Genomic DNA, 25,306 nt, shown 5'->3' with positions numbered 1-25,306 from the left:
AGGCGTAGGTTCCGCACTGGATCAGTTCGCGCAACGAAGCGAGTTCTCATGCAAACCCCCACAGATGCCCCGGCCTACCTGGCGGCGACGCTACGGCTCCCCACCAACTGGCTGGACTACACGATCCTGGCGATCTACTTCGTCGTCGTCCTCGGCATCGGCTTCGCGGCCCGCCACTCGGTGAAGACCAGCCTGGACTTCTTCCTCTCCGGACGCTCGCTGCCCGCCTGGATCACCGGCCTCGCGTTCATCTCGGCGAACCTGGCGGCCACCGAGATCCTGGGCATGGCCGCGAACAGCGCCCAGTACGGCGCCTACACCGTGCACTGGTACTGGATCGGCGCCATCCCGGCCATGGTCTTCCTGGGCCTGGTGATGATGCCCTTCTACTACGGCAGCAAGGTCCGCTCGGTCCCCGAGTTCCTGCTGCTGCGCTTCGACCGGGGCGCCCACCTGCTCAGTTCGATCCTGTTCGCCTTCGCCGCCATCCTGATCGCGGGCGTCAACCTCTACGCCCTCGCGATCGTCGTCGAGGCCCTGCTCGGCTGGCCGCAGTGGGTGGCCATCGTGGTCGCCGGCGCCTTCGTGCTGGCGTACATCACGCTGGGCGGCCTGTCCTCCGCGATCTACAACGAGGTGCTCCAGTTCTTCGTGATCCTCGCGGCCCTCATCCCGATCGTCGTGCTGGGCCTGAAGAAGGTCGGCGGCTGGGGCGGACTGACCGACAAGCTCACCGCGTCCCACGGCGCGAACTTCACCACCGCGTGGGGCGGCACCGGCATCGGCAGCACCAACCCGCTCGGCGCCAACTGGCTGACGATCGTCCTCGGCCTCGGCTTCGTCCTGTCCTTCGGCTACTGGACCACCAACTTCGCCGAGGTGCAGCGCGCCCTGTCCGCGAAGAACCTCTCCGCCTCCCAGCGCACCCCGCTGATCGCCGCCTACCCGAAGGTCTTCATCGTCTTCCTGGTGATGATCCCCGGCCTGGTCGCCGCCGCGCTGGTCCCGCACTTCGGCACCCCCGCCTCCGGCTACCAGTACAACGACGCCATCCCGTACCTGATGCAGGAGCTGCTACCCAACGGCGTGCTCGGCATCGCGGTCACCGGTCTGCTCGCCGCGTTCATGGCCGGCATGGCGGCCAACGTCTCGTCGTTCAACACGGTGTTCACCAACGACATCTGGGGCCGCTACGTGGTGCGGGGCCGCGAGGACGCGTACTACGTGCGCTTCGGCCGCCTGATCACCGCGGTCGGCGTCGTCGCCTCCATCGGCACGGCGTTCCTGGCGTCCTCGTTCTCGAACATCATGGCCTACCTGCAGACGCTGTTCTCGTTCTTCAACGTGCCGATGTTCGTCGTCTTCATCGTCGGCATGTTCTGGAAGCGCGCCTCGGCCAAGGCCGGCTTCTGGGGGCTGCTCGCGGGCACCGTGACCGCGATGATCAACTACTTCGTGTTCTACAAGAGGGGCATCATCTCGATCCCCTCCGACCAGGGCGCCAACTTCGTCTCCGCGATCGCGGGCTTCGTCGCCGGCGCGGTCGTCATGTTCGCCGTGTCCCTGTTCACCCGGCCGAAGCCGGCGCACGAGCTGCAGGGCCTGGTCTACGGCACCCGTTCCCCCGGCATGGCCGAACCGCCCGCGCCCGGCGACGAGGCCTGGTACCGCAGGCCCGCCCTGCTGGGCTGGGGAGCGATCATCCTGGCCGCCGCCTGCTACATCCCGTTCTCGTTCTGACCGCGGGAGGATGAGGAAACCATGACCGAGCACTCTCGCCCCGAGCACCACGAGCCCTTCCACTACTCCGAGGACGACGTCCAGCGGGAAGTCACCGAGCTGGAGGGCAAGTCCGAGACCGCGGCCCGCCTGTTCGACCTGCGCCGCATCATCGGCGGCCTGTTCGTGGTCTACGGCGTCATCGTCACGATCGTCGGCATCACCGACTCCCAGGCCGCCATCGACAAGGCCGAGGGCGTCAACATCAACCTGTGGACCGGCATCGGCATGCTGCTCCTCGGCATCTTCTTCCTCGCATGGCTGAAGCTGCGGCCGACCCCGCCGCCGCTGCCTCCGCAGGCGCTGCCGGAGGAGCCGCAGGAGAAGGAGTAGGGCGCGGGGCCGGGGTTCGGCACGACTCCGGCCCCTAAGACTCCGGCCCGTACGCCTCCGGACCCGCCGTCAGCGGCCCCGCCCGGTCCAGCAGGCCCGTCCGCGCCGCCAGTGCCGCCGCCTCCAGCCGGGAGCCGACCCCCAGCTTCATCAGGACGCGCTGCACGTGTGTACGCGCCGTGCTCGGAGCGATCCCCATCCCGGCGGCGATCAGCCGGGTGTCCTCCCCCTCGGCGACCCTGACCAGCACCTCCACCTCCCGCGGCGTGAGCATCTCCAGCAGCCGCTGCGCCTCGTCGTCGGGCTGGGCCGCCGGATTGAGCAGCTCGCCGAAGGCACCCTGCAACAGCTGCGGAGCCACCGCCGCCTCACCGGCCCGGGCCTTCATGATGGCCCGCTCGACTCCCTCGATCCGCTCGTCGTGCCGTACGTACCCCGACGCGCCTGCCGCGAAGGCCGCCGCGATACCCCTCGGTGACGGCACCGGGCCCAGCACCAGCACCGCCACCTGCGGCCGCTCCCGCTTGATCTTCACCACCGGGTCGAACGCCCCCGGTTCGGCCGGCCCCGCCGTGCCCAGCAGGCACACCTCCGGCGCCCGCGCGATCACCAGATCCGCCGCGCCCGCGGCCGGCGCGGCCGCCGCGAGCACCCGGTGCCCGCGCAGCTTCAACGCCGACGCCAACGCCTCCGCGAGCAGGCGATGGTCGTCGACGACCATGAGCCGCACTCCCATAGAGCAACCCCCCAGTCCCCCCCCATGGATGCCCCACTATGGACGCCCACCGGTCCACAACGACAGAGGGCCCCCCGGCACCCCGCCCTTCATGCCCCCGGAAGCTACACGCTTGTTCGACGTCGCGCTGCCCCTATGAAGGAGAAGTGCCCCGGATCGATGAAATCCGGGGCACTCCCTGGTAATCCCTCGCATTCGCCCCGGGCGCTCGGAAGCACCCCGGGGCGTGCGGTCAGCCGCCCGCGCCGAACGCGAGCAGCAAGTACTCCTTGCCGTAGGAGGAGGCCTTGTGCGCGTACACGGCCGACATGTACAGCCGGCCCTGCCCGTAAAGGATCTCCGCGTAGTCGGGGAGCATGGTGGTCTCCGCCTGCCGCACGTCCTGGGTGGCCGGGTTCTCCAGCAGCTTGGTCGTCCTGAAGGAGCCGCCGTCGATGCTGACGACCTGGCCGCCCTTGTCGTACGGCGGCCGCTCGTAGGCGAGCAGGTTGCCGCCGTCCATGCGCAGCGGGGAGAGCAGGTAGCCGTCGCCGGCCTCGGCGCGCTGGCCGGTCTCCTTGCCGGTGGTCAGGTCGAAGGCGACGATCTCGTTGGTCTTGCTGTACTTGCCGGAGCCGTCGTGCTCCTCGGTCGGCACGTACAGCTTGCCGGCGCCGGCCACGACCTCCTTGCAGTCCTCCATGCGCGTGATGCCGTCGCAGCGGCCGGCGTAGGTGTCGCCGGGTGCGGAGATGCGGGCGAGCAGTCTGCCGGTCTTGTTGTCGACGGAGAAGTAGTCCGAGATGCCGCTGCCGTCGCCCGCGCTGTCACCGACGTCGGCGGCAACCACCAGCGGGTCGGTGGAGACGACGCTGGCGTACTCGATGCCCGACGGCATCTTGTACTCGGAGATCACCTTCCCGGACTTCGGGTCGATGGTCTGGATGTGCAGCTGGCGGTTGTCGTAGCTGCCGCACTTGCGCACCGCGACCAGCTTGGCGCCGCCGCCGTACCCGGCGTCGTAGCAGGAGTCGCCCGGCTTCGGCTGCCACAGCGTCTTGCCGGAGTCGATGTCGAACGCGCCACCGCCGCTGGTGCTGCCGACCGCGACGGTGTGCTGTGCGACCGTCACGTTGTCCAGGCTGATCGACGTGTCACCGGACTTGACCGTCTTCGTCCACAGCCGGGTGCCCTTGTCGAGGTCGACGGCGGCGATCTGGCTGCAGCCCGCGGAGGAGTTCTTGGCGGGCATCTTCGGCTGGAAGACGATCGCCGTCCGGTTGTCCGCCGTCACGTGCTTGGCGGCCGTGCAGACCGGGCCGGGCAGCTTGAGCGTCCACAGCTTGGCGCCCCCGGCGGGGTCGTAGCCGACGATCTCCGCGATGCCGCTCTTGGCGTACACCTTGTCGGTCAGCCAGGAGCCCGCGGTGACGACGGTCCCGTCGGACTTGGGCAGCGGGACCTTGAAGAGGACCTTGGCGGTGGGGTTCGACGGTGCCTTCTCCTTGCCGCCGCCGGTGGTGCCCCCGGAGCCGTCCTTGCCGCCCGTGCCCCCGCTGGAGCCGGCGGTGTCGTGCTTCTTGCCGCCGTCACCGGAGGACTTGGCGTACCAGACACCGCCGCCGACGATCAGGGCGATCACGACGAGCGCCGCGACGACGATGACCAGGGCGGTGTTCTTCTTCCCGCCGCCGGGCCGACCCGGCTGCGCCGGTATGGGCGCGGTGGGGACGCCCGGATAGCCGTAGCCCTGCGGCTGGGTGTAGGAACCCGGGGCCGGCTGGGCGTAAGGGTTCTGCTGCGTGCCCGGGTAGCCGTAGCCGGGCAGGGGCGGCTGCGGGGCCTGGGGATGGCCGTAGCCGGGCTGTGGGGCCTGCGGGGCCTGCGGGGCCTGCGGGGCCTGCGGGGCCTGCGGGGCCTGCGGGGCCTGCGGGTAGCCGTAACCGGGCTGGGGCTGCGGTGCCGGGGGCTGCTGCGGGTAGCCGTAACCGGGCTGCGGGTTCTTCTGGAAGCCCGGCGGTGCCGGGGGCGCCGGCGGGTTCGCGGGCGGCTGGTCCTGGGGCGGGCCGAAACCGCCCTGCTGCGGGGGCTGGTTCGGTGGCGGAGGGGGCGGCTGGGTCATGACAGAGGTACCTCGGTGACGCTCTCGGGGCCGGACGGCGGGACGACGAGAAAGAAGAGAAGGAAGAGAAGGAAGACCTGGGACGGGCCGGGGCTCACTTGCCGAACGCCATCATCAGCTTCTCCTTCGAGTCGTCGTTGCCGGTCAGCCGCGTGGAGGAGATGAAGAAGCGCCCACCGGCCCAGTCGACGGCCCCGTCGAAGAAGCCGTTCTCGATCTGCGCGGTGCCCGAGGGGTTCTGCAGCAGTTTGGTGGGCCGGTGCGAGCCACCGCCGGTCGGGATCGACACGACCTGTCCGCCCGCGTCGTACGACGGCCGCACATAGGCGATGAGCTTGCCGCCCTCGATCTTCATCGGGGACATCGACTCGTCCGTCGGCGACTTGACCCGCCACTTCTCCTTGCCGTCGGCGAGGCTGACGGCGACGATCTCGTTGGCGCCGCTCGTGGCGTCGGTGGGCAGGTAGAGCGTGTCGGCGTCGACGACGACGCCCTGGCAGCCCTGCAGGTCGCGCTCGAGGATCGCCCAGCCGCAGCGCGGGGCGAACTTCTCGTTGACCTTGACCTCCGAGCGGAACTTGCCGTCCTTGGTGAAGGTGGAGATGTTCCAGGCCTTCTTGTCCTCGTTGGTCAGGTAGACCACGAGCGGGTCGAGGGAGTACGTCCGCGCGACCGTCCAGCCCTTCTTGACCGGCTGCGTCCACTTGACCTTGCCGGTGGCCGGGTTCAGCTCCTGGATCTCGTCGTGCTCGTTGCCGGTGCCGGCACCGCAGGAGGCCACCTGGACCAGCCGGCCCGCGCCACCGGCGAACGCGGTCGGGAAGCAGGCCGAGCCGTACTTCTTCTTGTCGTACAGCTTGTGGCCGTTGTCGATGTCGTACGCCGTGCCCGACTGCGAACGGCCCACCATCAGCGTCCTGCCGCTGATGGTCAGCTCCACGCTGATCGCGCTGTCGAACAGCTCCCCGTCGGCGACCTCGCCGCTCCAGCCCTTCTTGCCGGTGGCCAGGTCGACCTGCTGGAGCTGGTTGCACTTGGCGCGGTCGCTGACGCCGCTCATGTACGCCACGACGATCTTGCCGTCGGCCGACTTCTGCGGGGTGACCGCGCAGATCTTCTGCGGGAAGGTGATCGGGTCCCAGGCCGCGTCGCCGTTGCCGACGTCGTAGGCGAAGAGCTGCTTGTACGCCGCCTTCACCGCCGTCCTGTCGGTGATCCACATACCGGCCGCGTCGGCGCCGGAACCGGGGGCGTCGGGTGCGCTCTTGTACCAGAGCACCTTCGCCTCGCCGGGCTTGCGGCCGTCGTTGAGGTTGTCCGGGTCCGCGCCGCCGGCGCCCTTGCCGTCACCGGAGTCGACCGGCGCGCCGGAGGACTGCTTGCCGTCGTCGCTCTTGTGGGCGACCGGCTTCTTGTCGCCGCCGTCGCCGCCGCTGCTGACCGCGTAGACGGTGCCGCCGATGACGAGCAGCGCGGCCGCCGCGGCACCGATGATCAGCGCGGTCCTGCCCTTGGACGGCGGCTTCTGGCCGAAGGGGGGCACGGTGCCGGGGGCGCCCGGGTACTGGGCCGGCTGCTGCGGGTAGCCGTAGCCGGGCTGCGGGCCGTAAGGCCCCGGCTGCTGGGGCTGGGCGGCGTAGGGGCCCGTCCCGGGCTGCTGGGGCTGGGCGTACGGGCCCGGCGCTCCGGGCGCGGGTGCGCCGGGGGCCCCGTACGGGCCCGGCTGGGCGTAGGGGCCGGGCTGCTGCGGATAGCCGTAGCCGGGCTGGGGCTGCGGGGGCTGAGGAGGCTGAGCCGGTGCCTGGGGCGGCTGCGCCGGCGGCGGGGGCGGCGGCGGCGGGGCGCCGAATCCACCTCCGTGCGGCGGCTGTTCCTGCGGTGCTCCGAAACCGCCCTGCGGCGGCTGGTCGGGCGGCTGAGTCATCAGCGCTCTTCCCCCTCGTTCACTGATTTTTAGCCACGCCCTGAGGTTCGTTCACGGACCCAAGGTCGTACTCAGACAGTTCTCAGACGGCTCTTTCTATCACTCGGCGCAGACAGCGCAGAGGGCCGCGCCCTCCCCTGTTCCCAAGGGAGGACCGGCCCGTGATGCCGTTGTTATGCGCCTTCACGCCCCCTTCACGCGGCGCACGCGCCCCTTGCGTGAGATGCCTGAAAGGTCAGGCATCCTCCGCCAGTTCCAGCCACCGCAGCTCCAGTTCCTCCCGCTCGCCGGCCAAGTCGCGCAGCTCGGCGTCCAGTTCGGCGACCTTCCCGAAGTCGGTGGCGTTCTCGGCGATCTGGGCGTGCAGCTTGGACTCCTTCTCGGAGATCTTGTCCAACTGGCGCTCGATCCGCTGGAGTTCCTTCTTGGCCGCTCGCTGGTCGGCGGCGCTCTTCTCGGTGGTGGCCGGCTTGGTCGCCGCGGCGGAGGCCTGCGCGGCGACCGCCTCCTCCATCCGCTGCCGCCGCTCCAGGTACTCGTCGATGCCGCGCGGCAGCATCCGCAGGGCGCCGTCGCCGAGGAGGGCGAACACCCGGTCCGTGGTGCGCTCCACGAAGAACCGGTCGTGGGAGATGACGATCATCGAGCCGGGCCAGCCGTCGAGGACGTCCTCGAGCTGGGTGAGGGTCTCGATGTCGAGGTCGTTGGTGGGCTCGTCGAGGAAGAGGACGTTGGGCTCGTCCATGAGCAGGCGCAGGAGCTGCAGACGCCGTCGCTCACCACCCGACAGGTCCCCGACCGGCGTCCACTGCTTGTCCTTGTTGAAGCCGAACGTCTCGCACAGCTGCCCGGCGGTCATCTCGCGCCCCTTGCCGAGGTCGACGCGCTCCCGTACCCGCTGCACGGCCTCCAGGACGCGCCAGGTGGGGTCGAGTTCGGCGACCTCCTGGGAGAGGTAGGCGAGCTTCACGGTCCGGCCGACGGCGACACGGCCACCCGCCGGCTGCGTCTCACCCTCCGTACGCGCCGCGTCGGCCATGGCCCGCAGCAGCGAGGTCTTCCCGGCGCCGTTGACCCCGACCAGACCGATCCGGTCGCCCGGGCCGAGCTGCCAGGTGACGTGCTTGAGCAGCACCTTGGGTCCGGCCTGCACGGTGACGTCCTCGAGGTCGAAGACCGTCTTGCCGAGCCGCGAGGAGGCGAACTTCATCAGCTCGCTGCTGTCCCGGGGCGGCGGCACGTCCGCGATCAGCTCGTTGGCGGCCTCGACCCGGAAGCGCGGCTTGGACGTACGCGCGGGGGCGCCGCGCCGCAGCCAGGCCAGCTCCTTCCTGATCAGGTTCTGCCGCTTGGCCTCCTCGGTGGCCGCGATCCGCTCGCGCTCCGCGCGCGCGAACACGTAGTCGGAGTAGCCGCCCTCGTACTCGTACACGTCACCGCGCTGCACGTCCCACATGCGGGTGCACACCTGGTCCAGGAACCACCGGTCGTGCGTCACGCACACCAGCGCCGAGCGCCGGTTCCGCAGGTGCTGGGCGAGCCAGGCGATGCCCTCGACGTCGAGGTGGTTGGTGGGCTCGTCCAGGACGATCAGGTCCTGTTCCTCGATGAGCAGCTTGGCGAGCGCGATACGGCGCCGCTCGCCACCGGACAGCGGCCCGATGACGGTGTCCAGCCCCTTGGGGAAGCCGGGCAGGTCGAGCCCGCCGAACAGTCCCGTCAGCACGTCCCTGACCTTGGCGTTGCCCGCCCACTCGTGGTCGGCCATGTCGCCGATGACCTCGTGGCGGACGGTGGCGGCCGGGTCGAGGGAGTCGTGCTGGGTGAGCACGCCGAGCCGCAGCCCGCCGGAGTGGGTGACCCGCCCGGTGTCGGTCTCCTCCACCTTGGCCAGCATCCGGATGAGGGTGGTCTTGCCGTCGCCGTTGCGTCCGACGACCCCGATCCGGTCCCCTTCCTGCACACCGAGCGAGACGCCGTCCAGCAGCGCACGGGTGCCGTACACCTTGCTGACGTTCTCGACATTGACCAGGTTGACGGCCATTTCACTCCTGTGCGCGGGGCTGAATCGACTCGCGGCTCCACCGCGGGGGTCAGCCTTCTAGCCTAGGGCCTGCCGGTGTGGGCGCGGCGCGGGTGGGGGTGGTCACTCTTTGTGACGACCTAGGGCATCGAGCATCGCCATCGACCTGACCGCCGTGGACGCCTCCGAACCTCAGACCACCGTCGCCCCGGCGACCGGGCCCTCGGCGGTCCGCACCGACCGGCAGGTCCCGGAGCCCCGCAGCGCCTGAGCCACCTTCTCGGCCGACTCGGCGTCCCGGGCGAGGAAGGCCGTGGTCGGCCCCGAGCCGGAGACCAGCGCGGCCGGCGCGCCGGCTCCGCGCCCCGCCTCCAGCGTGTCGGCCAGCTCGGGGAAGAGGGACAGGGCCGCGGGCTGGAGATCGTTGGAGACGGCCGCCGCCAGCGCTTCCGGCTCGCCCTCGGCCAGCGCCTCCAGCAGGGCCGGCGAGGCCACCGGCTCCGGGATGTCCCGCCCCTCGGCCAGCCGGTCGAACTCGCGGAAGACCGCCGGGGTGGACAGCCCGCGCTCGGCCATCGCGAACACCCAGTGGAACGTCCCGCCGACCTCCAGGGCGGTCAGCCGCTCACCGCGCCCGATCCCGAGGGCCGCGCCGCCGACCAGGCTGAACGGCACGTCACTGCCCAGTTCGGCGCAGATGGCGAGGAGTTCGGCCCGCGAGGCACCCGTACCCCACAGCGTGTTGCAGGCGAGCAGCGCGCCCGCGCCGTCCGCGCTGCCGCCCGCCATGCCGCCGGCGACCGGGATGTCCTTGGCGATGTGGATGTGCACGGCCGGCTCGATGCCCCGGCGTTCGGCCAGCGCGATCGCCGCGCGCGCGGCGAGGTTGGTGCGGTCCAGCGGGACCTGGCCGGCGTCCGGGCCCTCGCAGGTGACCCGGAGCTCGTCCGCCGGGGTGACGGTGACCTCGTCGTACAGACCGACCGCGAGGAACACGTTGGCGAGGTCGTGGAACCCGTCGGGGCGGGCGGCGCCCACCGCGAGCTGCACGTTGACCTTCGCCGGTACCCGGACCGTCACGCTCACTTGCCCGCCTCCCTCTGCTCGGCGATCCGAGCGAACTCCTCCACCGTCAGTGACTCCCCCCGCGCCTGCGGCGAGACCCCGGCCGCGACCAGGGCCGCCTCGGCGGCCGCCGCGGACCCGGCCCAGCCGGCGAGGGCGGCCCGCAGGGTCTTGCGGCGCTGCGCGAACGCCGCGTCGACGACCGCGAAGACCTGCTGCCTGGAGGCCGTGGTCTTGATCGGTTCGGCCCGCCGGACCAGCGAGACCAGCCCGCTGTCGACGTTCGGCGCGGGCCAGAAGACATTGCGCCCGATGGCCCCGGCCCGCTTCACCTCGGCGTACCAGTTGGCCTTCACGGACGGGACGCCGTACACCTTGTTGCCGGGCGTCGCGGCCAGCCGGTCGGCGACCTCGGACTGGACCATGACGAGCGTGCGCTCGATGCTCGGGAAGGTGTGGAGCATGTGCAGCAGCACGGGGACGGCCACGTTGTAGGGCAGGTTCGCCACCAGGGCCGTCGGTGCCGGTCCGGGCAGTTCGGTGACGTGCATCGCGTCGGAGTGGACCAGCGCGAACCGGTCGGCGCGCCCCGGCATCCGGGCGGCGACGGTCGCGGGCAGCGCGTCGGCCAGCACGTCGTCGATCTCGACGGCCGTGACCCGGTCGGCGGCCTCCAGCAGCGCGAGCGTGAGGGAGCCGAGCCCCGGACCGACCTCGACGACCACGTCGTCGGGGCGGACCCCGGCGGTGCGGACGATACGGCGGACCGTGTTGGCGTCGATCACGAAGTTCTGGCCGCGCTGCTTGGTGGGGCGTACACCGAGCGCGGCCGCGAGCTCGCGGATGTCGGCGGGGCCCAGGAGGGCGTCGGGGTTGGGGCTGCTCACGCCACAAGGGTACGGGGGTGCGGATGCGGGGGTTGCCACGCGCCCGGCGTCGCAGCGAGGTCACGGCTCGCCGGTGCGCGCGGCCGCCGGTTCCGCGCACCTCCCAGGGGCGCGGAACCGTATCGATGTGCGGCTCCGCCGCGTGGACGCGACCAGCGCCCCGCCGCCGGCCCGCGGCCGAAGGACGGCCCTCACCTGTGCAGCCGCACCCCGCAGTGCGGCCAGGGGCTCGCCCCCCGGCGTACGTACAGCTTCTTGGCGCGGAACCGTATCGATGTGCGGCTCCGCCGCGTGGACGCGACCAGCGCCCCGCCGCCGGCCCGCGGCCGAAGGACGGCCCTCACCTGTGCAGCCGCACCCCGCAGTGCGGCCAGGGGCTCGCCCCCCGGCGTACGTACAGCTTCTTGGCGCGGAACGTCTGCTCCTCCGCCGGCGCGTCCTGCGGACGCCCGCTGCCGCCGAGGCTGTGCCAGGTGCGCGAGTCGAACTGGTAGAGCCCACCGTACGTCCCCGAGGGGTCCACCGCGTGGGGGCGGCCGCCGGACTCGCAGGCGGCGAGGCCGTGCCAGTCGAGGTGGTCGGCGCCGCGCACGGAGTGCGGCCGGGACTTGGTGCCCACCCGCACCACCTGCTTGCGCGGTTCCCGCACCACCTCGGACTTCTCCCGGCGCGGCTTCTCGCGGACGCCGTTGACGGTGCGCAGGAGGTAGGTGACCCGGCGCAGCCCGGGCTGTCCGGGGCGTTCGATCACCTCGGTGCCCTTGAAGAGGGAGGGGTCGGCGGTCCGCTCGACCTTGAAGGGGATCAGCTCCTCGCGCACCTCCCTGACGCCGGTCACCCGCAGCACGGTCACCGTCTGCCCGTCGCGCGGGAAGCTGTCGAGCGGCACGGAGGTGGTGTCCTGGCCGTGCAGGGTGATGCCGGCCTCCTCGACGGCCTCGCGGACGGTGGCCGCGTTGGTGCGGATGGTGCGGGCGCGGCCGTCCGCCATGATCGTGACGGCCCGCTCGGTGCGCACGTCGAGCGCGAGCCCGGCACGTCCGATGCCCTGGGAGTGTGAGGTCGACAGATGCGCGCCCTCCGGGCGCACCCCCATCTCCCGCAGCGCCCCGTCCACCGTGTCCGCCGTCGTCCACACCTGGCGCCGCTCGCCGTCCAGCGTGAGGCTGAGCGGGCGCCCGTAGCGCACCGCGACCTGGTCGCCGCTGGCGAGCGCCGCGCCGGGGTCGGGCGCGACCACGTCGTGCTCCCCGACCCGCACGCCCTCCTCGGTGAGCAGTTCCGACACGTCGTCGGAGAAGGTGTGCAGGGTGCGCGGCCTGCCGTCGACGCTCAGCTCGATCGCCTTGTCGTTGGCGACGAAGGCGGTGGTGCCGCCGGCCAGGAACACGACGACCAGGGCCTGCGGCAGCAGACGGCGCACGGCGGACTCCGGTCGCTCGGTGGAGCGCGCCCTGCGCCGACGGGCGGCGCGCCCACTCGCCGCCGCGGGCGGCCGGGGCTCGGAGATCACCGTTTCGGCGTCCGGCGCCGCCGGGTCGGGCACGCTCGTCACCTGCCGCCGCAGCGGCGGCACCGGCTCGGTGACGAGGTACGCCTCGGCCTCGTAGGCGGGCCGGTAGGTGTCCTCGTAGACCCCGTACGGCAGCGTCTCCGCGGTGTGCAGGCAGGCGCCAGTGCCATAGGGGTCGTACGTCTCGTACTGCGGCTTGCTCACGCCGACACGCTCCAGGGGTGCCAGAGGGGTCCGGATAGGGCCCCCAGAACCTAGCGGAGCGACGGTCACTCTCCAAAGCGACTCGATTACGTACAGTTGTCTACAGATGCCTCCCCGAACGTGCGCTCAGTACCCGAAGGCGCGGGCGGTGTTCGCGCCCAGGGCCGCCGCCAGGGCGTCCTCGTCGACACCGCGCACGGCGGCCATCGCGCGCACCGTGACCGGGACCAGGTAGGGGGCGTTGGGCCGGCCGCGGTAGGGCGCCGGGGTCAGGAAGGGCGCGTCGGTCTCCACGAGGACCAGTTCCAGCGGGGCGACGGCGAGGGCGTCCCGGAGGTCCTGGGCGTTCTTGAAGGTGACGTTGCCGGCGAAGGACATGTAGTAGCCCTCGCGGGCGCAGATCCCGGCCATCTCGGCGTCGCCGGAGTAGCAGTGGAAGACGGTGCGCTCGGGGGCGCCCTCCTCCTTCAGGACGCGCAGGACGTCGGCGTGGGCGTCGCGGTCGTGGATGACGAGGGCCTTGCGGCGCCGCTTGGCGATCTCGATGTGGGCGCGGAAGGACCGCTCCTGCGCCGCCTTGCCCTCGGGGCCCGTGCGGAAGTAGTCGAGTCCGGTCTCGCCGACGCCCTTCACCTGGGGCAGCCCGGCGAGCCGGTCGATCTCGGCGAGGGCCTCGTCCAGCGCGGCGTCGCCGCCCGGTTCGCGGGCGCCCTGCCTCGACCAGCCGTCGGGGTCGCCGTGCACGATGCGCGGTGCCTCGTTGGGGTGCAGGGCGACGGCGGCGTGGACGTTCTCGTACGCCGCCGCGGTCTCGGCGGCCCACCGTGAGCCCTTGATGTCGCAGCCGACCTGGACGACCGTCGTCACGCCCACGGAAGCGGCCTTGGCGAGGCCTTCCTCGACGGTGCCGGACTGCATGTCTAGGTGGGTGTGGGAGTCGGCGACGGGCACCCGCAGGGGTGCCGGGAGCGGCGGAGCCGCGTTCCTGTCGTCCTTTTGTGCGGCGCGGCCGGCGTTCGAAGGCATGTCCCGATCCTACGAAAGGGGCAGGCCGCCGAGCGCCGGTGACCTGCTCAGCCGGCCTTGCGCTGGAAGGGGTGCAGGAGATCGGACAGATGCCAGTGGTGCGGCTCCTTGGTCTGCCCCGGCACCTGCGGGGCCTCGACCGGGCCCGCCTGCGGCACGCGGTGCTGCCGCTCGGCCGCGCTCCGCACCGAAGAGACCTGACCCGCGCGCATGATCCTGACGACGTGGCCGTCGCAGTTGTGGCACGAGGGCCGGCTCAGCGGGGACGGCACGACCTGTCCGTCGGCCACGTACAGCACGAACTCCTGGCCGTCGGCGTTCGTGTGGTGCTCTATCGCGTACGACTGCTCCCAGCCGTGCCCGCATCGCATGCAGGCGAACGCGTACGACTCGTGAACGACGGCGGTGGCCGTACCGCGGAGGCCGGTCTGCCCTGCGATCTCACTCATGCCAGCTCCTCTTGTCCGCTGGACAAGCGCCCCGGCGCGGGGTTCCCCCCGGAACCCCTTGGGGCGAGGGACGGGTGCGTCCCTTTGACCAGTGGACGCCTCCACCGGCGCGAACGCATCAGGCCTGTCGAGTGTTGGAGGCGTCTTGGACGTTCCTTGCCAAACCGGGCCCGCACGGGGGGTCTGGGCTTTGCCTTCCACGCCGGCCTTTTGCCCTTCCATGGGGCGCTCGCTCAGTCGAGAAGAGGCCTGCTCAGAGGGCGTGTGCGCCGCTAGAGCGCCCCGTCCTTCTTCGCCGCCACCACCGCGTCGAACACCACCCGCTTGGGCAGCCCGGCCTCCACCGCCACCGCCGCGATCGCCTCCTTGCGCCGCTCGCCGGCCTCCTCCCGGACGCGCACCCGCCGCACCAGCTCCTCGGCGTCGAGCTCCTCGGGCCCGGACTCCGGGGCGCCCTCCACGACGACGGTGATCTCCCCGCGCACCCCCTCGGCGGCCCACCGCGCCAGCTCCGCGAGCGGGCCCCGCCGCACCTCCTCGTACGTCTTGGTCAGCTCGCGGCAGACGGCGGCCCGCCGGTCCGCGCCGAAGACCTCGGCCATGGCGGCGAGAGTGTCGTCGAGCCGGTGCGGGGCCTCGAAGTAGACGAGCGTGCGCCGCTCACCGCTGACCTCGCGCAGCCGGGACAGCCGCTCGCCTGCCTTGCGCGGCAGGAAGCCCTCGAAGCAGAACCGGTCGACGGGCAGTCCGGACAGGGCGAGGGCGGTGAGCACGGCGGACGGCCCGGGTACGGCGGTGACCCGGATGTCCTTCTCCACGGCGGCCGCGACCAGCCGGTATCCCGGGTCGGAGACCGACGGCATGCCCGCGTCCGTCACGAGCAGCACGCGCGCGCCGCCGAGCAGCTCCTCGACCAGCTCGGGCGTGCGGGCCGACTCGTTGCCCTCGAAGTACGACATCACGCGGCCCTTGGGGGTCACGCCGAGCGCCTGGGTGAGCCGGCGCAGCCGCCGCGTGTCCTCGGCGGCGACGACGTCGGCGCCGGCCAGCTCCTCGGCCAGCCGGGGCGGTGCGTCCGCGATGTCGCCGATGGGGGTACCTGCCAGGACAAGGGTTCCAGTCACGCCCCCATCCTCGCAGGCGCTCAGGGGCGTGACGGAAAGCGACCGTGTCCCGACCGGTACCGCCATGCACGGGACTCACACAGAACGGTTCCCTACGATGGCGCGGTGACCAGTACCGCGTCCTCCACGGACCTCCGGCAGGGCCAGGCACCGCACGACCAGCAACCGTCGTGGCAGCAGCGGCTGCGCCGATTCGGCTACACGCCCGCCACTGACGCGCCCTCCGGCGACGTACGCGACCGGCTGGTGCCGCCGTACACGCGGCCGAGCCCGCGCCTGTGGCAGGGGCTGGGCGTGCCGCCGGTCCTGGCGGACCGGATCACGCGCTGGTCGGGCTGGGGCGGTCCGCTGCTGGTGACGCTGCTGGCGGGCGTGATGCGGTTCTGGCACCTGGGCAGCCCGCGTGCGGTGATATTCGACGAGACGTACTACGCCAAGGACGCCTGGGCGCTCGTCCACCGCGGTTTCGAGGTCAACTGGGACAAGAACGCCAACGACCTGGTGCTGCAGACACACGGCCATCTCGCGATCCCCGCGGACGCCGCGTACGTCGTGCACCCGCCGGTGGGCAAGTACGTCATCGGCCTCGGCGAGCTGATGTTCGGGTTCAACCCGTTCGGCTGGCGGTTCATGACGGCCCTGCTGGGGACCCTGTCGGTCCTGCTGCTGTGCCGGATCGGCCGCCGCATGTTCCGCTCGACGTTCCTCGGCTGTCTGGCGGGCGCGCTGATGGCGGTGGACGGCCTGCACTTCGTGATGAGCCGGACCTCGCTGCTCGACGGCGTGCTGATGTTCTTCGTGGTGGCCGCGTTCGGCTGTCTGGTCGTCGACCGGGACCGGGCCCGGGAACGGATCGCGGCCGCTCTGCCCGCCGGGCCCGACGGCCGGGTCCGCCCGGACGAGCACGTCGCCGACACCTTCCGCTTCGGCCTGCGGCCCTGGCGCTGGGGCGCCGGGCTGATGCTGGGCCTGGCCTTCGGCACGAAGTGGAACGGCCTGTACATCCTGTTCGCGTTCTGTGCGATGGCGGTGCTGTGGGACGTCGGCACGCGCAAGGTGGCCGGCGCCCGGCACCCGTACGTCGCGGTACTCAAGTACGACCTCGGCCTCGCACTGCTGGCGACGGTCCCGGTGACGATCGCCGTCTACCTGGCGTCCTGGACCGGCTGGATCCTCTCCCCGGCCGACGGCACCGGCGGCTACTACCGCAACTGGGCGGCGACCGACGGCAAGGGCGGCCACTGGACCTTCCTGCCGGACTGGCTGCGCAGCCTGTGGCACTACGAGCACGAGGTCTACAACTTCCACGTGCACCTGTCGTCCCCGCACACCTACCAGTCCAACCCGTGGAGCTGGATCGTGCTGGGCCGCCCGGTGTCGTACTTCTACGAGTCGCCCTCCCCCGGCGCCGACGGCTGCCCGGCCGACGCCGGCGAGAAGTGCGCCCGCGAGGTGCTGGCCATCGGCACGCCGCTGCTGTGGTGGGCGGCCTGCTTCGCCCTCCTGTACGTGCTGTGGCGCTGGGCGTTCCGCCGCGACTGGCGGGCCGGCGCCATCGCCTGCGGCATCGCGGCCGGCTATCTGCCCTGGTTCATGTACCAGCAGCGGACGATCTTCCTGTTCTACGCGGTCGTCTTCCTGCCGTTCCTGTGCCTGGCGGTGGCGATGTTGATCGGCGCGATCATCGGCCCGTCGAACTCCAGCGACACCCGCCGAGTGATCGGCGCCTCGGCGGCGGGCGTCCTGGTCCTGCTGATCGCCTGGAACTTCATCTACTTCTGGCCGCTGTACACGGGCCAGGCCATCCCGATCGACAGCTGGCGGTCGCGGATGTGGCTCGATACCTGGGTCTAGGTGGCCGGACACCGCGGGGGCGCGGGCGGTCGGGCCGCGCCCCCGTGTCGGACCGGCTTCACGGGCTGCAGCGGCAGTAGAGGTGGGCGCCCGCCGGCCGCGCGCGGTGGGCCAGGGACATGAACGTGGCAACCGCGTCCTTGGCATCGAGGTAGTCGGCGAAGTCGACCTCCTGGATCTCGTACCACTGAGCCGCCACCATCGGGACTGCGTCCTCGGGGAGGGTGGCGAGGACGTCCCGCCAGCGATCCGGGTGTTGTTCGAGGAGCACGCACGCGTTCCAGGGGGAGTCGGGGTCGATGGGCTCGCCCTGGGGATACGGCGGTTCGGGCCAGATCAGGTTCGGCGCATCGGGCTGATCGGCGAAGGAGACACCCTCGGCGTAGGCGACCAGCTGGGCCAGTACGACGTTCGGGTCGAAGCCCTTCGCGTCGATCCAGTCCGCGCCCGCCTCCTCCAGCGACGCCCCGCGGAGCCAGTCGCCGTCCGGGCCGACGGCCTGGTGCACCGCCGTGGCGTGGTCGGCGGCGTGGAAGTAGTCGTACAGCACGCCCATGTCGGTCTCCGTCGTTCACCGGTCCTGTCCTGTGCCGAAGTAGAGCAGGCGGCGCTGACAATGCGGTCGCCAACGTCTCCGTTCGGACAACAATCGGCAACTCCGGTCACACGAACCTCACAACCGCATAGAGTGCCCCCTGCACCTACTTTTGAACGCGTTCAGGAAACTGCAACGCGGTGGTGTCCAACGGGGAACGGGGAGGGGTTCGCGCGATGCGCAGCGGAGTGAAGGCCGCGGTCATAGGCAGTGTGTGTGCGGTGATGCTGGGCGGGGCCGGGTACGGCGCCTACAACATCGTGTCCGCGCTGAACGGCGACGGGGGGACGGGCGGCGGCGCCGCGGCCGTGAAGACCGGGCCGCCGAGTGCCGACGAGGTCAAGGAGGCGACCGGCAAGTTCTTCGCCGCCTGGGAGAAGGGTGACGCCTCCACCGCGGCGGCCTACACCAACTTCCCAGAGGCGGCTCGGGAGTTGCTGACGGCGTACAGCGACGACGCGCACATCGGCAAGGTGCGCGTCACGCCCGGTACGGCCGGCGGAACCGCCGTGCCCTACACGGTCGAGGCAACGGTGTCGTACAAGGGGAAGTCGCGGCAGCTGACGTACAAGAGCCGCCTGACCGTCGTGCGCGGCGAGACCTCGCACCGCGCGCTGGTCGACTGGCAGCCCTCCGTCGTACATCCGCGGCTGCGGAAGGGGGACACGCTCACCATCGACGCGTCGACGCCGCAGATCGAGGCCGTGGACCGGGACGGGAAGGTGCTGACGAAGGACCAGTACCCCTCCCTCGGTCCCGTCCTGGACGAGCTGCGCAAGCGGTACGGCGGCAAGACCGGCGGCCGGCCCGGCGCGGAGCTGGTCGTACGCCACGCCGGCACGGCGGAGGAGGGCGCGGCCGACACCACGCTGCTCACCCTCGCCAAGGGCAGGCCCGGCAAGCTGAACACGACGCTCAGCGCGAGCGCGCAGGCGGCGGCCGAGACGGCCGTGGCGAAGTACGTCAACGCCTCCGTCGTGGCGGTCAAGCCCAGCACGGGCGAGATCCTGGCCGTGGCCAACCATCGCGAGGACGGCTTCAACGCGGCCTTCCTCGGCGAACGCGCCCCCGGCTCCACGATGAAGATCATCAGCGCGGCGACCCTCATCGACAACGGCCTGACCACCGCGAACGGCCCCGCGCCCTGCCCGCCGTCCGCCGTCTCGGAGAGCCAGACCTTCCACAACCTGAAGGACCTCGCCCCGGACGACCACGCCACGCTCGCCGACAGCTTCGCCCGCTCGTGCAACACGGCGTTCGTGAAGTTCGCGAACGAGGTGAAGGTGGACTCGCTCACCAAGGAGGCCCAGGACCGGTTCGGGCTCGGGCAGAACAACTGGAAGATCGGCGTACCGTCCTTCGACGGCAGGGTGCCCGCCGCCGGCGGCCCCGACACGGCCGCCGGCCTGATCGGCCAGGGCCAGGTGCAGATGAGCCCGCTGAACATGGCCTCGGTGACCGCGACCGCGCTGACCGGCACCTTCCGGCAGCCGGTGATCGTGCCGCTGAGCCTGGACCACCGGGAACCGGCACACGCGCGTGGGCTGTCGGCAGGCACGGTCCAGCAGCTGCGCGGCATGATGAGCCGCACCGCCCACAGCGGCACCGCGGCCGGCGTGATGGCCGGGCTGAGCGGTGACATCGGCGCGAAGACCGGCTCGGCCGAGGTGGACGGGGCCGCGAAGTCCGACAGCTGGTTCGCCGGTTACCGCAACGACGTCGCGGGGGCCGCGATGGTCCAGGACGGGGGGCACGGCATCGACGCGGCCGGGCCTATTGTCGCAAGCGTGCTACGGAGTGCGGGCTGACATCACCCGCACAGGCGGGGACCTTAGTGTGGTTGCCGTCGTTGGGCAGAGTGTGAGGGCTGCGGGGACCCTGGGGAAGGCGCGGAGGAACTGAGGCTGTGGGCAAGAGAAGGCGCGTCGCCGAGCGACGGAAGACCAGACCCGCCGTCCTCGGCGGGATGCTCGCCGTGGTCGTCGGCGGCGCCGGGTTCGGCGTCTACGCGCTGTACGGCGGCGGCGCGTCGGCCGACGACCGTGCCTCCACGGCCGGCCACAAGGCCGTCAGGACCGGCCCGCCGACCGCCGCCGAGGTCCGCACGGCGACCACCCGCTTCCTCACCGCCTGGCAGCAGGGCCGGATCACCGAGGCGGCGGCCGCCACGGACGACTCGGCCGCCGCCGCCGAGCTGCTCACCGGCTACACCGAGGCCGCCCACCTGAAGGACGTCACGCTCACCGCCAAGACGGCCACCGCCGCCAGGGTGCCGTTCTCCGTCAGGGCGACCGTGGCGTACAAGAACCTCAGCGAGCCGCTGTCCTACGACAGCTCCCTCACCGTCGTCCGGCGGGCGAGCGACGGCAAGCCCCTGGTCGACTGGCACGCCTCCGTGCTCCACCCGGACCTGAAGGACGGCGACACGCTCGTCACCGGCGAGTCCGGCACCCCGCCCATCAAGGCGCTGGACCGCGACGGCGCCGAGCTGACCACGGCCAGGTACCCCTCGCTGGGCACGGTGCTGGACGGCCTGCGCGAGAAGTACGGCAAGACCGCGGGCGGCAAGGCGGGCGTGGAGCTGCGCGTGGTGCGCGGCAAGGCGTCCAAGGCCGCCAAGCTGTCCGACAAGACGCTGGTTGAGCTCAGCAAGGGCACGCCGGGCACGGTGAAGACCACGCTGAGCCCGACCCTCCAGGCGGCCGCCGAGCGGCAGGTCGGCACCCGGCCGCGGGCCTCGGTGGTGGTCCTGCGGCCGTCGACCGGCGAGATCCTCGCGGTCGCCAACAGCGAGCACGGCTTCAACACCGCCTTCCAGGGCTCACTGGCGCCCGGCTCCACGATGAAGGTCGTGACGTCGACCATGCTGTTCGAGAAGGGGCTCGTCACCCCCGAGGCGTCGCACCCCTGCCCCAAGACGTACAAGCTGGCCGGCTGGACGTTCCACAACGACGCCGACTCCGAGATCAAGAAGGGCTCCTTCAAGCTGAGCTTCGGAGCCTCCTGCAACAACGCCTTCATCAACTTCGCGCCGAAGCTGTCGAACGGCGACCTGACGAACGAGGCCCAGCAGGTCTACGGCCTCGGCCTGAACAACTGGGCCATCGGCGTCCCGTCGTTCGACGGCTCGGTCCCGGTGCAGAGCGGCGCGCAGATGGGCGCCTCGCTGATCGGGCAGGGCGGGGTGCGCATGAACCCGCTGAACATGGCGTCGGTGGCGGCGACGGTGGAGTCGGGCACCTTCCACCAGCCGTACCTGGTGTCCCCGACGGTGGACCACCGCACCCTGGCGAAGGCGTCGCGCGGCATGTCGTCCAAGACGCAGGCCCAGGTGAAGGAGGTCATGCAGTACACGGCGGCGTACGGCACGGCGGCCAAGGCGATGGCGGGCCTGGGACCGGACTACGGCGCCAAGACGGGCTCCGCCGAGGTCGACGGCCAGAAGAAGCCGAACGGCTGGCTCACCGCGTACCGGGGCGACCTGGCCGCGGCCGGCGTGGTCCAGGCGGGCGGCCATGGCGGCGACACGGCCGGCCCGATCGTGGCGGCCCTGCTGAAGCTGGGCGGCTGATCAGGTGTGCACCGGCTCCGCCGTGTAGGTGCGGCGGAGGAATCTCAGCAGCGCCTTCGAATCGAGCTGCACCACTTCTACGCCGTGCGCGGAGTGGAACTCCAGGACGGCCTGGACTCGGCCGCACGGCCACACCCGTACGTCGCCGCTCTCGGCCGGCGCCCGCAGTCCACGTTCGAGCAGTGCGCGTGAGAACGTCCACTCGTGCGGTCCGGGCAGGCCGACCCGCACCGCGCGGGGATCGGCGTCGGGGTCGTAGCGCAGCACCACGGGTACGGCCCCGGGATCCTCCTCGTCCGTGACGATATGGGCGCGCGCGTACTGCTCGACTACAGACATCGGATCGCCCTCTCACGCTCAGTGACCTATGCGAAAGCTGTGCATCCGCTTCCCATCCAATGTCCCACATTTCCCGGTTCACGCCCTGGTGAACGCGGAGACGCCCTCTCTCTTGCAAAAGGTTCGCAACAACCTTCTAGAATCGTCTGGTGCATGTACCTGACGGATTCATCGACGCCCCCACCTCCGCGGTCACCGGAGTGGTCGCCGCCGGCGCCCTCGCGGTGAGTCTGCGCGGCGCCCGCCGCGAACTCGACGAGCGGACCGCCCCGCTGGCCGGTCTGGTGGCGGCGTTCATCTTCGCCGTGCAGATGCTCAACTTCCCGGTGGCGGCAGGTACCAGCGGCCATCTTCTGGGCGGTGCGCTCGCCGCCATCCTCGTCGGCCCCTACACCGGCGTGCTGTGCGTGTCGGTCGTGCTGCTGATGCAGGGCGTGCTGTTCGCGGACGGCGGGCTGACCGCGCTCGGCGTGAACATCACCGACATGGCCATCGTCACGACGGTCGTCGCGTACGCGGTCTTCCGCGGGCTGCTCGCCGTGCTGCCCGGCAAGCGGCGCTCGGTCACCATCGCCTCCTTCGTCGCCGCGCTGCTCTCCGTGCCGGCCGCGGCCGTCGCCTTCACGCTCATGTACGCGATCGGCGGCACCACCGACGTCTCCATCGGCAAGGTGGCGACCGCGATGATCGGCGTCCATGTGCTGATCGGCATCGGCGAGGCCGTGATCACCGCGCTCACGGTGGGCGCCGTCGTCGCCGTACGCCCGGACCTGGTGCACGGCGCGCGCGGACTGCGGCAGACGCTGCGGCTGCGCGTGAACGGCGAGCTGGTGGACGCGCCGGCTCCGACGACGCCCGTCGCGGCCCGCTCCTCCCGGCGCACGCTGTGGGTCACCGGGCTGGTCACCTCGCTGGTGCTCGCCGGGTTCGTGAGCTTCTACGCCTCCGCCGACCCCGACGGCCTGGAGAAGGTCGCGCACGACCAGGGCATCGACAAGAAGGCCGGGAGGCACGCGTCGGACGGCTCCCCGCTGGCCGGCTACGGCGTCAAGGACGTCTCCGACGCCCGGCTGTCCGGCGGTCTCGCGGGCGTGATCGGCGTCGGCGTCACGGTCGTCGCGGGCAGCGCGGTGTTCTGGGCGGTGCGCAGGCGCCGTACCGAGGACGTCTCCCCCGCCGGCACGGGCGTCTGACATGGGCGCCGGACACGCGCACAGGCTCTACCGGCACGGGCACTCGCCCGTGCACGCCCTGCCGCCGCACACCAAACTCGCCGCCGCCTTCGCGTTCGTGGTGGTCGTGGTGTCGACCCCGCGCGAGGCGATGTGGGCGTTCGCGGTGTACGCCGTGCTGCTGGCGTACGTCGCCCACCGTGCGCGCGTGCCGGCCGGTTTCCTGCTCAAACGGCTGCTGATCGAGGTGCCGTTCGTCGCGTTCGCGGTGCTCATGCCCTTCGTGGCCGAGGGCGAACGGGTGCACGTGCTCGGCCTCTCGCTCAGCGTGAACGGGCTGTGGGGCGCCTGGAACGTGCTCGCCAAGGGCACCCTCGGCGTCGCCGCCTCCGTGCTGCTGGCCGCCACCACCGAACTGCGCGAACTGCTGCTCGGGCTGCAGCGGTTGAAGCTGCCGCCGCTGCTCGTGCAGATCGCCTCGTTCATGATCCGCTACGGCGACGTCATCACCGACGAGATGCGCCGGATGCGGATCGCCCGCGAGTCGCGCGGCTTCGAGGCGCGGGGCGTCCGCCACTGGGGGGTGCTCGCCAAGTCCGCGGGCGCGTTGTTCATCCGCTCCTACGAGCGCGGGGAGCGGGTGCACCTGGCCATGGTCAGCCGGGGTTACGCCGGTTCGATGCCGGTCATCGACGAGGTGACCGCGTCCCGCGCGCAGTGGTCCCACGCCCTCGCGCTCCCCTGCGCCGCCCTCGTCGTCCGTCTGCTGGGATGGGTCCTGTGAGTAATGCTTCGCTGGAGGTCTCCGGCCTCGCCTTCGCCTACCCCGACGGCCACCAGGCCCTGTTCGGCGTGGACTTCTCCATCGCGCGCGGCGAACGGGTCGCGCTGCTCGGCCCGAACGGCGCCGGCAAGACCACCCTCGTGCTGCACCTGAACGGCATCCTGGGCGGCGGCACCGGCAGGGTGACCGTGGCCGGGCTGCCGGTCGGCAGGCAGCACATGGCCGAGATCCGGCAGAAGGTCGGCATCGTCTTCCAGGACCCCGACGACCAGCTGTTCATGCCGACCGTGCGCGAGGACGTGGCGTTCGGACCGGCGGCGGCCGGGATCAAGGGGGCCGCGCTGGAGGAGCGGGTGCGCACGGCCCTGGAGCGGGTCGGCATGCAGGACTTCGCCGGCCGGCCGCCGCACCACCTCTCCTTCGGCCAGCGGCGCCGGGTCGCGGTCGCGACGGTGCTCGCGATGGAGCCGGAGATCCTGGTCCTGGACGAGCCCTCCTCCAACCTCGACCCCGCCTCCCGGCGCGAACTCGCCGACATCCTGCGCTCCCTGGACGTGACCGTCCTCATGGTCACGCACGACCTGCCGTACGCCCTGGAGCTGTGCCCGCGCTCGCTGATCCTCAGTGACGGCGTGATCGCCGCCGACGGCCCGACCGGCGAACTGCTCTCCGACGACGCCCTGATGCGCGCGCACCGTCTGGAGCTGCCGTTCGGCTTCGACCCGAAGTCCGTGACAATGGGCGCGTGACGCGTCAAGACGACCGAGACGACACCGGGGCCTCCGGTTCGCTGCTGCTGGACGACCAGCTGTGCTTCGCGCTCTACGCCGCCCAGCGCGCCGTGACCGCCGCGTACCGCCCGCTCCTCGACGAGCTGGGGCTCACCTACCCGCAGTACCTCGTGCTGCTGGTCCTCTGGGAGCACGGCGAGACCAGCGTGAAGGAGCTGGCGGGCGCCCTGCGCCTGGACTACGGCACCGTCTCGCCGCTGCTGAAGCGGCTGGAGGGGGCGGGTCTGGTGAGCAGGGAGCGCGCGGCGGGCGACGAGCGCTCGGTGCTCGTCGCGTGCACCGGACGCGGAGAACAGCTCAGGGAGCGCGCGGCGCGCGTGCCCGGCGCCCTGCTCACGTCCACGGGGCTCGGCGCCCAGGAGGTCGAGCGGCTGCGCGCGGAGCTGTGGAAACTCACCGAACGCGCCGACGCGGCGGCCGAACGGCACTGATCCCGCGTTACCCGCGGTTGCCACCCCCTGCCCTGGCAAGCTGACCTACCGGCCAGTACCTTGTGCACGATGTACTTGCGCGCGACTTGTTCTGGGGGAGGCCACCCATGACCGACGGCACCGCTGTCGATCCCACTGTCGACACCCGCCCGACGAAGATCATGTACGTCGCGGAGACCACGGCCCACGGCGGCCGGGACGGCTATGTCACCAGCCAGGACGGCCAGATCGAGCTGAAGGTCGCGATGCCGCCCGAGCTGGGCGGCGACGGCAACGGCACCAACCCGGAGCAGCTGTTCGCGGCCGGCTACAGCTCCTGCTTCCACAACGCGCTCATCCTGGTCGGCAACCGGGCGGGCTACGACCTGACCGGCTCCACGGTGGCCGCGAAGGTGGGCATCGGCCCCAACAAGCACCGCGGCTACGGTCTCGCGGTCGCCCTCAGCGTCTCCCTGCCCGTCCTGGACCCGGACGTCGCGACCACGCTGGTGGACGCCGCCCACGAGGTGTGCCCGTACTCCAACGCCACCCGGGGCAACATCGATGTAACGATCCTCCTCGGCTAGCGCGACAAAGGAATCCCAGGGTGACAGTAGGTGTTGCAC

At 71.5% G+C, this 25,306-nt stretch carries 22 protein-coding genes; 10 read left to right on the top strand and 12 right to left on the bottom strand.

Going from position 1 to position 25,306, the window contains the following annotated elements; genetic code table 11:
- The first annotated feature begins 48 nt into the window (after positions 1-48).
- Entirely contained in the window at positions 49-1,740 is a 1,692-nt protein-coding gene (locus AC07CM_RS23605) for a sodium:solute symporter family protein (protein ID WP_478878423.1), read from the top strand.
- A gap of 21 nt (positions 1,741-1,761) precedes the next feature.
- Entirely contained in the window at positions 1,762-2,112 is a 351-nt protein-coding gene (locus tag AC07CM_RS23600; protein ID WP_478878422.1) for a hypothetical protein, read from the top strand.
- 34 nt (positions 2,113-2,146) lie between these two features.
- On the opposite strand, the gene AC07CM_RS23595 is transcribed toward AC07CM_RS23600, so the two are convergent.
- From AC07CM_RS23595 to rsmI, 10 genes are all read right to left on the bottom strand, one after another.
- Positions 2,147-2,848, bottom strand: a complete 702-nt coding sequence (locus AC07CM_RS23595; protein WP_478878421.1) for a helix-turn-helix transcriptional regulator — start codon at positions 2,846-2,848, stop codon at positions 2,147-2,149.
- 232 nt (positions 2,849-3,080) lie between these two features.
- Positions 3,081-4,949, bottom strand: a complete 1,869-nt coding sequence (locus tag AC07CM_RS23590; RefSeq protein WP_478878420.1) for an outer membrane protein assembly factor BamB family protein — start codon at positions 4,947-4,949, stop codon at positions 3,081-3,083.
- 94 nt (positions 4,950-5,043) lie between these two features.
- Positions 5,044-6,873 (bottom strand): outer membrane protein assembly factor BamB family protein, encoded by a 1,830-nt coding sequence (locus tag AC07CM_RS23585; RefSeq protein WP_478878419.1) that lies wholly within the window; start codon positions 6,871-6,873, stop codon positions 5,044-5,046.
- A gap of 235 nt (positions 6,874-7,108) precedes the next feature.
- Positions 7,109-8,917, bottom strand: a complete 1,809-nt coding sequence (locus AC07CM_RS23580) for an ABC-F family ATP-binding cassette domain-containing protein (RefSeq protein ID WP_478878418.1) — start codon at positions 8,915-8,917, stop codon at positions 7,109-7,111.
- A gap of 171 nt (positions 8,918-9,088) precedes the next feature.
- On the bottom strand, positions 9,089-9,982 hold the full coding sequence (locus AC07CM_RS23575; RefSeq protein WP_478878417.1) for a 4-(cytidine 5'-diphospho)-2-C-methyl-D-erythritol kinase: 894 nt from the start codon (positions 9,980-9,982) through the stop codon (positions 9,089-9,091).
- On the bottom strand, positions 9,979-10,848 hold the full coding sequence (gene rsmA, locus AC07CM_RS23570; protein ID WP_478878416.1) for a 16S rRNA (adenine(1518)-N(6)/adenine(1519)-N(6))-dimethyltransferase RsmA: 870 nt from the start codon (positions 10,846-10,848) through the stop codon (positions 9,979-9,981). Before rsmA ends, AC07CM_RS23575 begins: the two co-directional genes overlap by 4 nt.
- Positions 10,849-11,188: 340 nt before the next feature.
- Positions 11,189-12,565, bottom strand: coding sequence for a ubiquitin-like domain-containing protein (locus AC07CM_RS23565; RefSeq protein WP_478878415.1), 1,377 nt, complete (start codon positions 12,563-12,565; stop codon positions 11,189-11,191).
- A gap of 126 nt (positions 12,566-12,691) precedes the next feature.
- Positions 12,692-13,591: a TatD family hydrolase gene (locus AC07CM_RS23560; RefSeq protein WP_478878414.1), complete on the bottom strand. Its 900-nt coding sequence runs from the start codon at positions 13,589-13,591 to the stop codon at positions 12,692-12,694.
- Positions 13,592-13,638: 47 nt separating this feature from the next.
- Positions 13,639-14,040, bottom strand: a complete 402-nt coding sequence (locus tag AC07CM_RS23555) for a hypothetical protein (RefSeq protein ID WP_478878413.1) — start codon at positions 14,038-14,040, stop codon at positions 13,639-13,641.
- A 272-nt stretch (positions 14,041-14,312) separates the two neighbouring features.
- The gene (gene rsmI, locus AC07CM_RS23550) at positions 14,313-15,164 is read right to left on the bottom strand and encodes a 16S rRNA (cytidine(1402)-2'-O)-methyltransferase (RefSeq protein ID WP_478878412.1); all 852 of its coding nucleotides are present in this window, start codon (positions 15,162-15,164) and stop codon (positions 14,313-14,315) included.
- Positions 15,165-15,269: 105 nt separating this feature from the next.
- Between rsmI and AC07CM_RS23545 the strand changes: the two genes are divergently transcribed.
- Positions 15,270-17,018 (top strand): dolichyl-phosphate-mannose--protein mannosyltransferase, encoded by a 1,749-nt coding sequence (locus tag AC07CM_RS23545; RefSeq protein WP_478878411.1) that lies wholly within the window; start codon positions 15,270-15,272, stop codon positions 17,016-17,018.
- 58 nt (positions 17,019-17,076) lie between these two features.
- Here the strand turns inward: AC07CM_RS23545 and AC07CM_RS23540 are convergent, their stop codons facing one another.
- Positions 17,077-17,574 (bottom strand): hypothetical protein, encoded by a 498-nt coding sequence (locus tag AC07CM_RS23540; RefSeq protein WP_478878410.1) that lies wholly within the window; start codon positions 17,572-17,574, stop codon positions 17,077-17,079.
- Between the two features lie 215 nt (positions 17,575-17,789).
- Here AC07CM_RS23540 and AC07CM_RS23535 point away from each other — a divergent pair, with 215 nt between their 5' ends.
- Both AC07CM_RS23535 and AC07CM_RS23530 read left to right on the top strand, forming a co-directional pair.
- The gene (locus AC07CM_RS23535) at positions 17,790-19,421 is read left to right on the top strand and encodes a penicillin-binding transpeptidase domain-containing protein (protein ID WP_478878409.1); all 1,632 of its coding nucleotides are present in this window, start codon (positions 17,790-17,792) and stop codon (positions 19,419-19,421) included.
- A 98-nt stretch (positions 19,422-19,519) separates the two neighbouring features.
- Complete coding sequence (locus tag AC07CM_RS23530) at positions 19,520-21,184, top strand: penicillin-binding transpeptidase domain-containing protein (protein WP_478878408.1); 1,665 nt, start codon at positions 19,520-19,522, stop codon at positions 21,182-21,184.
- Here AC07CM_RS23530 and AC07CM_RS23525 read toward each other — a convergent pair whose 3' ends face one another.
- The gene (locus tag AC07CM_RS23525) at positions 21,185-21,523 is read right to left on the bottom strand and encodes an SsgA family sporulation/cell division regulator (protein ID WP_478878407.1); all 339 of its coding nucleotides are present in this window, start codon (positions 21,521-21,523) and stop codon (positions 21,185-21,187) included.
- Positions 21,524-21,672: 149 nt separating this feature from the next.
- Between AC07CM_RS23525 and AC07CM_RS23520 the strand changes: the two genes are divergently transcribed.
- From AC07CM_RS23520 to AC07CM_RS23500, 5 genes are all read left to right on the top strand, one after another.
- Entirely contained in the window at positions 21,673-22,716 is a 1,044-nt protein-coding gene (locus tag AC07CM_RS23520) for an energy-coupling factor ABC transporter permease (RefSeq protein WP_478878406.1), read from the top strand.
- 1 nt (position 22,717) lies between these two features.
- Positions 22,718-23,479: a cobalt ECF transporter T component CbiQ gene (cbiQ, locus tag AC07CM_RS23515; protein WP_478878405.1), complete on the top strand. Its 762-nt coding sequence runs from the start codon at positions 22,718-22,720 to the stop codon at positions 23,477-23,479.
- Positions 23,467-24,228 carry an energy-coupling factor ABC transporter ATP-binding protein gene (locus tag AC07CM_RS23510; protein ID WP_478878404.1) on the top strand — a complete coding sequence of 254 codons (762 nt, stop codon included), beginning with the start codon at positions 23,467-23,469 and terminating at the stop codon, positions 24,226-24,228. Before cbiQ ends, AC07CM_RS23510 begins: the two co-directional genes overlap by 13 nt.
- Complete coding sequence (locus tag AC07CM_RS23505) at positions 24,225-24,701, top strand: MarR family winged helix-turn-helix transcriptional regulator (RefSeq protein ID WP_478878403.1); 477 nt, start codon at positions 24,225-24,227, stop codon at positions 24,699-24,701. The genes AC07CM_RS23510 and AC07CM_RS23505 overlap by 4 nt, the downstream gene beginning before the upstream one ends.
- A gap of 107 nt (positions 24,702-24,808) precedes the next feature.
- Positions 24,809-25,267, top strand: a complete 459-nt coding sequence (locus AC07CM_RS23500; RefSeq protein ID WP_478878402.1) for an organic hydroperoxide resistance protein — start codon at positions 24,809-24,811, stop codon at positions 25,265-25,267.
- Positions 25,268-25,306 lie beyond the last annotated feature (39 nt).

The sequence above is a fragment of the Streptomyces sp. NPDC044061 genome, from assembly GCF_056434305.1.
This window is presented reverse-complemented; position numbering and strand designations above follow the sequence as displayed.

Coding starts and splice junctions, on each gene's coding strand:
- AC07CM_RS23605 (WP_478878423.1), top strand. CDS start 49: ATGCAAACCCCCACAGATGCCCCGGCCTACCTGGCGGCGACGCTACGG.
- AC07CM_RS23540 (WP_478878410.1), bottom strand. CDS start 17,574: ATGGGCGTGCTGTACGACTACTTCCACGCCGCCGACCACGCCACGGCG.
- cbiQ (WP_478878405.1), top strand. CDS start 22,718: ATGGGCGCCGGACACGCGCACAGGCTCTACCGGCACGGGCACTCGCCC.
- AC07CM_RS23500 (WP_478878402.1), top strand. CDS start 24,809: ATGACCGACGGCACCGCTGTCGATCCCACTGTCGACACCCGCCCGACG.
- AC07CM_RS23525 (WP_478878407.1), bottom strand. CDS start 21,523: ATGTCTGTAGTCGAGCAGTACGCGCGCGCCCATATCGTCACGGACGAG.
- AC07CM_RS23535 (WP_478878409.1), top strand. CDS start 17,790: ATGCGCAGCGGAGTGAAGGCCGCGGTCATAGGCAGTGTGTGTGCGGTG.
- AC07CM_RS23600 (WP_478878422.1), top strand. CDS start 1,762: ATGACCGAGCACTCTCGCCCCGAGCACCACGAGCCCTTCCACTACTCC.
- AC07CM_RS23555 (WP_478878413.1), bottom strand. CDS start 14,040: ATGAGTGAGATCGCAGGGCAGACCGGCCTCCGCGGTACGGCCACCGCC.
- AC07CM_RS23580 (WP_478878418.1), bottom strand. CDS start 8,917: ATGGCCGTCAACCTGGTCAATGTCGAGAACGTCAGCAAGGTGTACGGC.
- AC07CM_RS23560 (WP_478878414.1), bottom strand. CDS start 13,591: ATGCCTTCGAACGCCGGCCGCGCCGCACAAAAGGACGACAGGAACGCG.
- AC07CM_RS23595 (WP_478878421.1), bottom strand. CDS start 2,848: ATGGGAGTGCGGCTCATGGTCGTCGACGACCATCGCCTGCTCGCGGAG.
- AC07CM_RS23585 (WP_478878419.1), bottom strand. CDS start 6,873: ATGACTCAGCCGCCCGACCAGCCGCCGCAGGGCGGTTTCGGAGCACCG.
- AC07CM_RS23590 (WP_478878420.1), bottom strand. CDS start 4,949: ATGACCCAGCCGCCCCCTCCGCCACCGAACCAGCCCCCGCAGCAGGGC.
- AC07CM_RS23510 (WP_478878404.1), top strand. CDS start 23,467: ATGGGTCCTGTGAGTAATGCTTCGCTGGAGGTCTCCGGCCTCGCCTTC.